The organism is Micromonospora sp. NPDC047707 (assembly GCF_040704235.1).
GTDB lineage: Bacteria > Actinomycetota > Actinomycetes > Mycobacteriales > Micromonosporaceae > Micromonospora.
Map to the genome: position 1 here is coordinate 1 of NZ_JBEYSU010000067.1, position 10,531 is coordinate 10,531.

10 protein-coding genes are annotated in these 10,531 nt (G+C 73.8%); 4 read left to right on the forward strand and 6 right to left on the reverse strand.

The window, feature by feature from the left end; translation table 11 throughout:
• Positions 1 to 141: 141 nt before the first annotated feature.
• Positions 142 to 828, reverse strand: coding sequence for an IclR family transcriptional regulator (locus AB0873_RS30685; RefSeq protein ID WP_013284529.1), 687 nt, complete (start codon positions 826 to 828; stop codon positions 142 to 144).
• Positions 829 to 877: 49 nt separating this feature from the next.
• On the opposite strand from AB0873_RS30685, the gene leuC reads away from it, so the two are divergent.
• The 3 genes from leuC (at position 878) to AB0873_RS30700 (ending at position 3,689) form a co-directional block, all read left to right on the forward strand.
• Complete coding sequence (leuC, locus tag AB0873_RS30690) at positions 878 to 2,323, forward strand: 3-isopropylmalate dehydratase large subunit (RefSeq protein WP_366604129.1); 1,446 nt, start codon at positions 878 to 880, stop codon at positions 2,321 to 2,323.
• 15 nt (positions 2,324 to 2,338) lie between these two features.
• Positions 2,339 to 2,926 (forward strand): 3-isopropylmalate dehydratase small subunit, encoded by a 588-nt coding sequence (gene leuD, locus AB0873_RS30695; RefSeq protein ID WP_366604130.1) that lies wholly within the window; start codon positions 2,339 to 2,341, stop codon positions 2,924 to 2,926.
• Positions 2,927 to 3,098: 172 nt separating this feature from the next.
• On the forward strand, positions 3,099 to 3,689 hold the full coding sequence (locus AB0873_RS30700) for an HU family DNA-binding protein (RefSeq protein ID WP_366604132.1): 591 nt from the start codon (positions 3,099 to 3,101) through the stop codon (positions 3,687 to 3,689).
• Between the two features lie 118 nt (positions 3,690 to 3,807).
• On the opposite strand, the gene AB0873_RS30705 is transcribed toward AB0873_RS30700, so the two are convergent.
• The 5 genes from AB0873_RS30705 to cofC form a co-directional block, all read right to left on the reverse strand.
• The gene (locus AB0873_RS30705; protein ID WP_366604134.1) at positions 3,808 to 4,713 is read right to left on the reverse strand and encodes an NUDIX hydrolase; all 906 of its coding nucleotides are present in this window, start codon (positions 4,711 to 4,713) and stop codon (positions 3,808 to 3,810) included.
• Positions 4,710 to 6,239 (reverse strand): CYTH and CHAD domain-containing protein, encoded by a 1,530-nt coding sequence (locus AB0873_RS30710; protein ID WP_366604136.1) that lies wholly within the window; start codon positions 6,237 to 6,239, stop codon positions 4,710 to 4,712. The genes AB0873_RS30705 and AB0873_RS30710 overlap by 4 nt, the downstream gene beginning before the upstream one ends.
• 101 nt (positions 6,240 to 6,340) lie before the next feature.
• A complete protein-coding gene (locus AB0873_RS30715) occupies positions 6,341 to 8,665 on the reverse strand; it encodes an RNA degradosome polyphosphate kinase (RefSeq protein ID WP_366604138.1) in 2,325 nt (774 codons plus the stop codon).
• A 54-nt stretch (positions 8,666 to 8,719) separates the two neighbouring features.
• A complete protein-coding gene (locus AB0873_RS30720; protein ID WP_155333663.1) occupies positions 8,720 to 8,917 on the reverse strand; it encodes a cold-shock protein in 198 nt (65 codons plus the stop codon).
• Between the two features lie 10 nt (positions 8,918 to 8,927).
• Positions 8,928 to 9,581: a 2-phospho-L-lactate guanylyltransferase gene (gene cofC / locus AB0873_RS30725; RefSeq protein WP_366604140.1), complete on the reverse strand. Its 654-nt coding sequence runs from the start codon at positions 9,579 to 9,581 to the stop codon at positions 8,928 to 8,930.
• A 128-nt stretch (positions 9,582 to 9,709) separates the two neighbouring features.
• On the opposite strand from cofC, the gene AB0873_RS30730 reads away from it, so the two are divergent.
• Entirely contained in the window at positions 9,710 to 10,444 is a 735-nt protein-coding gene (locus AB0873_RS30730; RefSeq protein ID WP_155333661.1) for a 1-acyl-sn-glycerol-3-phosphate acyltransferase, read from the forward strand.
• Positions 10,445 to 10,531 lie beyond the last annotated feature (87 nt).

The window sequence follows — 10,531 nt, forward strand, 5'->3', positions numbered from 1 at the left end:
CACATACCCCCCACCCCCCCCACCCCCCCGCCCCCCGCCCTCGTCGATCATGAAGTTGACGGGTGGTTTGATCTTCGATCCACCCGCTAACTTCATGATCGACCTGGGCGGGTAGCGGGTGGCGGGTGGCGGGTGGGCGGGTCAGAGGCCGGAGAGGCGTTGGCCGGCTCGGACCACGGCCATGGCGTGACGTTCGCCGGGGCGGCGCCCGAGGCGTTCGATCGGGCCGCTGATGCTGATGGCGGCGATCACGCGGCCGGTGCGGTCGCGGATCGGCGCCGAGACGCTCGCCACACCGGCCTCCCGTTCGGCCACGCTCTGCGCCCAGCCGCGGCGGCGGACCTCCGCGAGGGTGCGGCCGGTGAACTTCGAGCGGGGCAGCAGCGGCATGACCGCCTCCGGCGGCTCCCACGCGAGCAGGATCTGCGCCGCCGAGCCGGCGGTCATCGGCAGCACCGAGCCGACCGGCACGGTGTCGCGCAGGCCACTGGCCCGCTCGGCGGCGGCCACGCAGATGCGCTCGTCGGCGCGGCGCAGGTAGAGCTGGGCGCTCTCGCCGGTGGCGTCGCGCAGGGCGGCGAGCAGCGGCTCCGCCGCGGTCAGGAGTACGTCGGGCGCCGCGTTGGCCAGTTCGCCCAGGCGTGGCCCGGGGCGCCAGCGCCCCTGGGTGTCGCGTACCAGCATCCGGTGGATCTCCAGTGCCTGTGCCAACCGGTGCGCCGTTGCCCGGGGCAGCTTCGTGCGTTCAACGAGTTCGGCCAGGCTGGCGCCGTCGACGCAGGCGGCCAGGATGACCACCGCCTTGTCGAGAACGCCGACACCGCTCATACTGTGTCCCACAAGCCGAAACTTACCTCCCAGAATTTAGGATGTCCAGATGGTGGGAGTCACTCCTGAGCCGAGGACCCTGGCCGAGAAGGTCTGGGACGCGCACGTCGTACGGTCCGTCGCGGGCGAGCCCGATCTGCTCTTCATCGACCTGCACCTGCTGCACGAGGTGACGAGCCCGCAGGCGTTCGACGGGCTGCGCCTCGCCGGCCGCCCGGTCCGCCGCACCGACCTGACGATCGCGACCGAGGACCACAACACCCCGACCGGGTACGCCGACCCGTCGTTCCGGTCCCGCCGTGGCGACCTCCTCACCATCGCCGACCCGACCTCGCGTACGCAGATCGAGACGCTGCGCCGCAACTGCGCCGAGTTCGGCGTGAAGCTGCACCCGCTCGGTGACGAGAACCAGGGCATCGTGCACGTCATCGGTCCGCAGCTGGGCCTGACCCAGCCCGGCATGACCATCGTCTGCGGCGACTCGCACACCGCCACCCACGGCGCGTTCGGGGCCCTGGCGTTCGGCATCGGCACCAGTGAGGTCGAGCACGTGCTCGCCACCCAGACGCTGCCGCAGGCCCGCCCGCGGACGATGGCGGTGAACGTCGTCGGGGAACTCGCGCCGGGGGTCACCGCCAAGGACCTGGTGCTCGCGCTGATCGCGCAGGTGGGCACCGGCGGCGGACGCGGCCACATCGTGGAGTACCGGGGCGAGGCGATCCGGAACCTCTCGATGGAGGGCCGGATGACCATCGCGAACATGTCCATCGAATGGGGCGCCAAGGCCGGCATGATCGCGCCGGACGAGACGACCTTCGCGTACCTCAAGGGGCGGCCCAACGCCCCGACGGGCGCCGACTGGGACGCGGCGGTCGCCTACTGGCGGACCCTGCCCACCGACGACGGCGCGACCTTCGACGCGGAGGTCACCCTGGACGCCACCCGGATCACGCCGTTCGTGACCTGGGGCACCAACCCCGGCCAGGGCGCATCGCTGGACGCGTCCGTGCCCGATCCCGAGGAGTTCGTGACCGAGCCGGAGCAGGCCGCCGCCCGCCGCGCGCTGGCGTACATGGACCTCACGCCCGGCACCCCGCTGCGGGACCTCGCGGTCGACGTCGTCTTCGTCGGGTCCTGCACCAACGGGCGGCTGGAGGACCTGCGCGCCGCCGCCGACGTGCTGCGTGGGCGCCGGGTGGCCGACCGAGTCCGCATGCTCGTCGTGCCCGGCTCGGCGGCCGTCCGGGAGGCGGCCGAGGCCGAGGGGCTCGACAAGATCTTCACCGACGCCGGCGCCGAGTGGCGGTTCGCGGGTTGCTCGATGTGCCTCGGCATGAACCCGGACACGCTCTCCCCGGGCCAGCGCGCCGCCTCGACCTCCAACCGGAACTTCGAGGGCCGCCAGGGCCGGGGTGGACGCACCCACCTGGTCTCCCCGCCGGTCGCCGCCGCCACCGCCGTGGTGGGCCGGCTGGCCGCTCCCGCCGACCTGTAGAAGAGGACACCGCTGATGGAGAGGTTCACCACCCACACCGGCACCGCCGTGCCGCTGCGCCGGTCCAACGTGGACACCGATCAGATCATCCCCGCCGTCTATCTCAAGCGGGTGACCCGGACGGGTTTCGCGGACGGCTTGTTCAGCGCGTGGCGGGAGGACCCGGAATTCGTCCTCAACGATCAAGCGCATTCGGATGCGTCGATTCTTGTCGCCGGTCCGGAGTTCGGTACCGGCTCCTCCCGGGAGCACGCCGTCTGGGCCCTGCGGGACTGGGGCTTCCGCGCTGTGGTCTCCCCGCGCTTCGGTGACATCTTCCGGGGCAACGCCCTCAAGGAGGGTCTGCTCCCGGTCGAGTTGGAATTGAAAGCGGTCGAGGAGATCTGGGCCGCCGTCGAGGCCGATCCGACCACCCCGGTCACCGTCGACCTGACCGCCCGCCAGGTCCGAGTCGGGGAGGCCAGCTGGTCGTTCCCGCTGGACGACTTCAGCCGCTGGCGGCTGATGGAGGGCTTGGACGACATTGGACTCACCCTCCGGCACGAGGCCGACATCACCGCCTTCGAGGCGTCCCGGCCGTCGTTCCTGCCGACCGTCGCATAGCGCCGCGCCCCTTCGCCGCGCCGATTCCGCCCCCACCGGTCTCACCGGTGGGGGCGAATCCGTTGCGACACAAGGGCTTTTTTCCACCGAATGTTTGTGTCCCGGCAGCACAGGGCATACCGTGCGCGCAGAATGGCTCGCGTCGAGTCAGTTGCACAATCGGGAGGAAGTCGTGAACAAGGCCGAGCTCATCGAGGCGCTCGCCGTTCGCCTGGGGGACCGGAAGACGGCGACGGCCGCGCTCGACGCGGTCCTCGCTGAGGTCCAGGCGGCGGTCACCAAGGGCGAGAAGGTGGCGATCACCGGCTTCGGAGCGTTCGAGAAGCGCGTCCGAGGCGCCCGAACAGCCCGGAACCCGCGGACCGGCGAGACGGTGAAGGTCAAGAAGACCTCCGTCCCGACCTTCCGCGCGGGCGCCGGATTCAAGGAGATGGTGGCCAGCGGCAAGGTGCCGAAGGCCACGGCGGCGGCGAAGAAGACCACCGCCGCTGCCGCCGCGAAGACCACCGGTGCCAAGGCGGCCGGTGCCAAGGCGACCACTGCCGCGAAGAAGACGGCGGCCGCGAAGAAGACCGCGGCGGCGAAGACCGCGGCGGCGAAGACCGCGGCGGCGAAGAAGACCGCAGCGGCGAAGAAGACCACGGCGAAGGCGGCCCCGGCGAAGAAGGCCGCCGCGAAGAAGACCACGGCGGCCAAGAGCACTGCGGCCAAGAAGGCCCCGGCGAAGAAGGCCCCGGCCAAGAAGGCAGCGACGAGGCGCTGACCCCAGGCGTACGACGAAGGGCGCCCACCGCTCGCGGTGGGCGCCCTTGTTCCGCGCCCGCGCCCACCGGCGCGCGGATCCTGGGGACCACCCTCGACCCGGGCGACGTCCCTGCCCGTCACAGGCGGTCGGCGGCGACGAGACGGTCGCCCGAGAACGCGAGCAGCCAACCGCCGCCCTTCGGCGTGGTGAAGTCCTCCGCGCGGCCGCTGAGCCGCTCCAGGGCCCCCGGGATCACCTTTCCCTGGCTGCACACCGCGACCGGATCGCCGGCGGCGCCGAGCGCGGCGAGCCGGGCGGCCGTGGCCAGTACGCACTCGTCACGATCCTGACCGGCCCGCGGCTCGTCGAGGTCGCCGTCGACCTCGATCGGCAGGTCGAGCAGCGCCGCCGCCGGGTCGAGGGTCTGTACGCAGCGGCGCGCCGACGCCGCCAGCAGGCGTACCGGCCGGACCAGGGCCACCAGGGGCGCGAGCGCGTGCGCCTGCGCCCAGCCCTGCGCGTCCAGCGGCCGACCGCTGTCCGGTCCGGCCCAGGTGCCGCGTTTGCCGGCGTGGCCGTGGCGGACGAGCACCGTCGCCACGGTCACCGGTGGCAGGGCCGCGAACGCGGCGAGCACCTCCGCGTCGTGCGGGTAGCTGACCAGCCGGGCCGCCTCGTCGACGGGGAGCCACCGCACCTCGTCGACCTCGGTGCCGGGCTGGAAGCCGCCCTCGCCGACCGCCTGCATCGACCAGTAGTCGACGACCTTCGGCCGGCCCTCGCTGCGGTAGCCGATGCTCGGCAGGCGGACCTGCGGCACCGCCCGCACGTCGGTCTCCTCCGCGACCTCGCGGACGGCGGCGAACAGGGGATGCTCGGCCGGCTCCAGCTTGCCCTTGGGCAGCGACCAGTCGCCGTACCGGGGGCGGTGCACCAGGACGACCTCCACACCGGCCGGGCCGGGTCGCCAGACCACGCCCCCCGCGGCGCGGATGCCGGGCGGTGCGACCGGCGCACCCTCCGTCGTCGGCGGCCCGTTCACCGCAGCCACGCCGTCCGTCGCCGCCGGCTCGCCCGCCGCCACGCCCCCGGGAACTCCGCCCGGACGCGCCGCACCGTCGCGCGCTCCCGTTCCAGCATCCGGCCGGCGGTCACCGCCAGGTCGTGGTCGTCCGGTCGCGTGTCGGCGACGTCCCGCCACGTCTCGGCGGCGACCGCGGCGTCCTGGTGTTCGCCGAGCAGGTCCTGCACCCGGGCGAGCTTGCGCGCGAGCTTCGCGGCGTCGCCGCCGAGCACGGGCGCGACGGCGGTGACCGCGGAGCGGGCCTGCTTGCCGTCCTTGCGGACGGTGTGCCACTGCTCGTCCGGCCCGTCCTGAGCGAGCGCCGCGACGCTGCCCGGCCGGCCCGGCGCGCCGGCCAGCCGGCGCCAGGGACGGGCCACCAGGCGCGGCAGGAGGTCGCGGGCGGGCGCGGCGGCCCGGGGCGTCAGCCGCGGCGACGCGGCGGCCAGCACCAGGGCGTCGACCAGGGCCCGGTAGCGGTCGGAGCGGAGCGCCTCGTCGACGGCGGCCAGGGCCACTTCCTGCCGTTCGGCCAGGACGGCATCGAGCCGATCGACCGCCGCCGGGTCGAGCGGGCTCAGCGGGTCGGCGGTGGCCGTACGTCGAAGCCGCTCCCGCAGCACCTCGCCGTCCCGGGCGGCGCCGAGCGCGTCAGCGAGCCACGTCAACTCGTCCCGCAGCCGGCGTGCCCACCCGGGCCGGACCAGCCGCCGGAAGGTCTTCAGGTCGCTGCGCAGCCGCCGGCAGGCGACCCGCATCTGGTGCACGGCGGTGTCGCCGTCGCCGACCGGCGCGCGCAGCCGGAGCAGCGGGTCGTGCGCGAGGAGCCGCCGCACCTCCCGGCGGAGCGCCTCGGTCACCACCTCGCCGGCGGTCGGGTCGGCCGGCAGGCCGGCGGGCGGGACCAGGTCGGGTTCGCCCTCCGCCGCCGCGCCGAGCGCGCGGACGTGCTTCGGGACGAACCCGCCGTCGCGGGCGCCGGCCTCCCGCAGCAGCGAGCCGATCCGGTCCAGCAGGTCCCGGTCGCCCGCCTTCCGTTCGACCTCCACCTCCCGGAAGGCGGCGGTGGTCGCGCCGTCGGCGTCGAGCACCGTGACGTCGTCGTCCACCACCTCGGCGAGCGTCGCGCCCGTGTCGTCGTGGACCTCGTACGCACGGCGAACGGTGCGCACCACGGCCGCCGGTGCCAGCGGGGCTCCCCGGTGCACGACGGTGACCAGCTCCACCAGGCCGGCCGGGGGAGCGTCGACCGCACCCGGCCGGGAGATCTCGTGCCGGACACCGGGGCTGTCGGTCGGCAGCTTCACCGTCCAGGGAAGCGGGTCGCCCTCGCGGTGGCGCAACGAGACCCCGGCCCGCGCCAGCCGCAGGTCCACGGTGTCGAAGTACGTGGCGACCAGGGTCACCGGCGGCAGCTCGCGTACGCCGCCGCCTCCGGGCGCCGCCGCAATCAGCTCCGGCAACGCCCAGCCGTCGTCCACCTCGTACTTGCGCTCCTCCTCCATCAGGTCAGCCTAGGGCCTGTCCTGCCGATCATCAGTCCGCCTGGACCTCGCCTCGGCTCGACATGATCGGCAGGACAGGCCCTAGCCGAGACACGGCTGGATCAGCCGGCTGTGCCGCCGACGCGGCGCAGCAGCAGGTCCTGAAGGTGGACCAGTGGCGCCTCGTCGCCGGTACGCCGGGTCCAGGTGCCGTCCGCGGCCAGCTCGAACGCCTCCACGTCGGGGCTGAACGCCGCCGTAAGCACGTGGTCCAGCTCGGCGCGGGCCACCGGGTCGCTGACCTGCACCAGGGCCTCGACCCGGCGGTCCAGGTTGCGGTGCATCAGGTCGGCCGAGCCCATCCAGAACTCGGCGTCGCCGTTGTTGCCGAACCGGAAGATCCGCGAGTGCTCGAGGAAGCGGCCGAGGATGGAGTGGACCCGGATGTTGTCGGACAGGCCCGGCACGCCCGGCCGCAGCGTGCACATGCCACGGATCAGCAGGTCCACGTGGACACCGGCCCGGGAGGCGCGGTAGAGGGCGTCGGTGACCTCCTCGTCGACCAGCGAGTTCACCTTGAACTGGACCAGACCGGGCATGCCGAGCCGGACGTGCGAGATCTCCCGTTCGATCCGCTCGATCAGCCCGCTGCGGATGCCCTGCGGCGCGACCAGCAGCCGCCGGAACGCGGTCTGCCGGCTGTAGCCGGTGAGCACGTTGAACAGATCGGTCAGGTCGGCGCCGATCTCCGGGTCGGCGGTGAGCATGCCGAAGTCCTCGTACAGGCGGGCCGTCTTCGGGTGGTAGTTGCCGGTGCCGATGTGGCAGTAGCGGCGGATCTGGTTGCCTTCCTGGCGCACCACCAGGGCGGTCTTGCAGTGCGTCTTGAGGCCCACCAGGCCGTAGACCACGTGGCAGCCGGCGCGCTCCAGCGTACGGGCCCAGCCGATGTTGGCGATCTCGTCGAACCGGGCCTTCAACTCGACCAGCACCACCACCTGCTTGCCGGCGGCGGCCGCGTCGACCAGCGCGTCGACGATCGGGGAGTCGCCGCTGGTGCGGTAGAGGGTCTGCTTGATGGCCAGCACGTTCGGGTCGGCCGCCGCCTGCTCGACGAAGCGCTGCACGCTCGTGGCGAACGAGTGGTACGGGTGGTGCACCAGCACGTCCCCGTCCCGCAGCGTGGCGAACACGCTCCGGGGAACCTCACCTTCGGCGAGCCGGGGATGCGTGGCGGGCACGAAGGGCGGGTCCTTGAGGTCCGGTCGGTCGGCGTCGCCGTACACCTGCCAGAGCGCCGACAGGTCGAGCAGCCCGCGCACCCGCAGGACGTCGTGGGAGTCCATGTCCAGCTCGCGGACGAGCAGCTCCAGCATGTGGTCGGAGATGGAGGCGGCGACCTCCAGTCGTACCGGCGGGCCGAAGCGGCGCCGCGCCAGTTCCCGCTCCAACGCCTGGAGCAGGTCCTCGTCGCGGTCCTCGTCGACCTCCACCTCGGCGTTGCGGGTGACCCGGAACAGGTGGCACTCGACCACCTGCATGCCGGAGAAGAGCTGGCCCAGGTGCACCGAGATCAGGTCCTCCACCGGCATGACGCGCAGGCCCGGCTGGTCCCGGTGGATCCGGACGAACCGGGGCACGTTGTTGGGCACCTTCACCCGGGCGAACAGCTCCGAGCCGCCGTCGGGGTCGCGGACCGACACCGCCAGGTTGAGCGACCGACCCGAGATGTACGGGAAGGGGTGCGCCGGGTCGACCGCGAGCGGGGTGAGCACCGGAAAGATCTGCTCCCGGAAGTAGGTGCGCAGCCGCTCCCGCTCGGCGTCGTCGAGGTCGCCCCAGCTGAGGATGCGGATGTCCTCGGCGGCGAGCTTCGGCAGCACGTCGTCGACGAAGCAGGCGGCGTGCCGGTGGACGAGGGCGGCCGTCCGCTCGGCGATCAGTTCGAGCTGGGTGCGCAGCGGCAGCCGGTCGCCGCCGCGGACCGGCAGGCCGGCGGAGAGCCGCCGCTTCAGGCCGGCGACCCGGACCATGTAGAACTCGTCGAGGTTGCTGGCGAAGATGGCCAGGAACTTGCCCCGCTCCAGCAGCGGCGTGCGCGGGTCCTCGGCCAGCGCGAGGACCCGGGCGTTGAAGTCCAGCCAGGAGAGCTCCCGGTTGAGGAAGCGGTCCTCCGGCAGGGGCTCGACCATCGGCGGCTCGTCGGCGGCGGCCGCCGGGGCGGCGGGTGGCGTGAAGCGGGCCGACGCCGGGTCCAGCACCTCCTCCAGACCGGCGGAGGCGGCGGCCGCGTCGGTGCCGGCGGTGTCGGGGCGGACGTCGGCGGTGTCGGTGGAGCGGTTGGTGCGGAAGCGGCCGTCGGCGCCCCGGGGGCGGGTGCCGTTGCGGGATCCGGCCGGCTCGGTGGCGGAGGGCTGGTCGGCGGGGTGCTCGCGAGGGGTGCTCACCCGCTCATCTTCACCCGAATCGGGTTAACGCAAAATGAACTTGCGCGGGGTTGCTCAGGCCATCGTCGGCAACGTCACGCGTACCACCGCGCCGGTGTCGTCCGTCTCGATCCGGACCCGCTGCCCGAGCCGGAGCAGCCGCAGCCCGGAGGCGTCGAACGCCCGCGCCGGGAACGCCAGCTCGGTGCCGTCGTCGAGGAGCAGCACCCCGCTGCGGGTCGCCGCGTCGTAGGTGGCCACCGTGCCCTGCATGACCGGAACGCTACACGGGCCGGCCGGCCGCCGCGGCGCCCGCGCCGCACAGCGCCGCGGTGCGGGGGCCCAGCCCGAGCCGCGCCGCGGTGGCCAGGTCCTCGACGGTGTCGACGTCGCGGCGCAGGCTCGGCCAGTCGCCCGCCAGTGCCAGCGCCCCACTGGCCGCGTGCGCCGCCGCCGATCCCACGCCGAAGCGCGGATCCAGGGCCACGCCCGGTGGGGCGGCCAGCAGCACCGTGCCGCTGCCCGGGGCGTCGGCGACGTACCGGCGTACCCCCGCGGGGCCGGCCTGCGCCGCTTCCAGCGCCGCCGCCAGTTCGGCCGGGCGCAGCGCGGGCAGGTCGGCGGTGAGGCCGGCCACCCAGCCACCCCGCGCGGCCGACGCGCCGTGCCGGAAGGCGGCGTTGAGCCCGCCGGCCGGCGAGTCCGGCAGCACCCGGGCGCCGGCGCCGCCGGCCACCGCCGCCACCCGCGGGTCGTCGGTGACCACCAGCACGTCGGCCACCGCCGCGCACGCCCGCACCGCGCGGACCGTGTCGGCCGCCAGGGCCAGCGCCAGCGCCTCGTGGGGTACGCCCCGCAGCGCGCCCCGCAACCGGCTCTTCGCGACGCCCAGCCGCTTCACCGGCACCACCACGGTCCAGGCCAGTTGGGAGGTCACCTCGTCATCCTGCCAGCCCGACGCCGGTACCCTCACTGGCCGGACCCGGGGCGAGCAGGCATGATTTCACCTCGCGGGGTCACCGGCGGGTGGACCGGCGGGGTGGTACGGCGGCAGGAGGAGGCGCGGTGGCGCGGCGCAGGCTGGGGTTCTGGCAACGGTTCGCCGTGGTGCTGGTCAAACCCGTGATGACCGTCTGGACGCGGCGGACCTGGCGTGGCATGGAACACCTCGGCCGCTCCGGCGGCATGATCATCGTGCCGAACCACATCTCGCACGCCGACCCCCTCGTCTCCGCTCACTTCATCTACGACTCCGGCCGCTGGCCGCAGTTCCTCGGCAAGGCCAGCGTCTTCCGCGTGCCGGTGATCGGCTGGATCCTGCACCGCTGCAAGCAAATCCCGGTCGAGCGCGGCACGGTCGACGCGGTGAAGTCGCTGGACGCCCTGGTCGCCGCCGTGCGCGAGGGAGGCGCCGTGGTGATCTACCCGGAGGGCACCACCACCCGGGAGCCGCACCTGTGGCCGATGAAGGGCAAGACCGGCGCGGCGCGGCTCGCCCTGGCCACCGGTGCGCCGGTCATCCCGCTGGCGATGTGGGGGCCGGAACGCATCTTCGACCCGCGGACCAACCGCCTCAGCCCCCGCCCGCGCATCCCGGTCAGCGTGGTGGCCGGGCCGCCGGTCGACCTCAGCCCGTGGACGGGCGCCACCCCGACGAAGGCGGTACTCGAGGAGATGACGGACGCCATCATGCTGCGGCTGCGGGACCTGCTCGCCGAGATCCGGGACGAGACCCCACCCCCGCTGTGGGAACGCCCCGCCCGCCGAGGCCACGCCGAGCGCCCCGAGGCCGCCGCGTGAGTTGCCCTGTGTCAAGCCATCGCCGGTTGATCTTGGCTGAGCAAGTGTTGGAGGGCTCGGTGCCGGTCGGGGTTGTAGGGGGTGTTG

Coding starts and splice junctions, on each gene's coding strand:
- leuD (WP_366604130.1), top strand. CDS start 2,339: ATGGAGAGGTTCACCACCCACACCGGCACCGCCGTGCCGCTGCGCCGG.
- AB0873_RS30710 (WP_366604136.1), bottom strand. CDS start 6,239: ATGGAGGAGGAGCGCAAGTACGAGGTGGACGACGGCTGGGCGTTGCCG.
- AB0873_RS30685 (WP_013284529.1), bottom strand. CDS start 828: ATGAGCGGTGTCGGCGTTCTCGACAAGGCGGTGGTCATCCTGGCCGCC.
- leuC (WP_366604129.1), top strand. CDS start 878: ATGGTGGGAGTCACTCCTGAGCCGAGGACCCTGGCCGAGAAGGTCTGG.
- AB0873_RS30720 (WP_155333663.1), bottom strand. CDS start 8,917: ATGCAGGGCACGGTGGCCACCTACGACGCGGCGACCCGCAGCGGGGTG.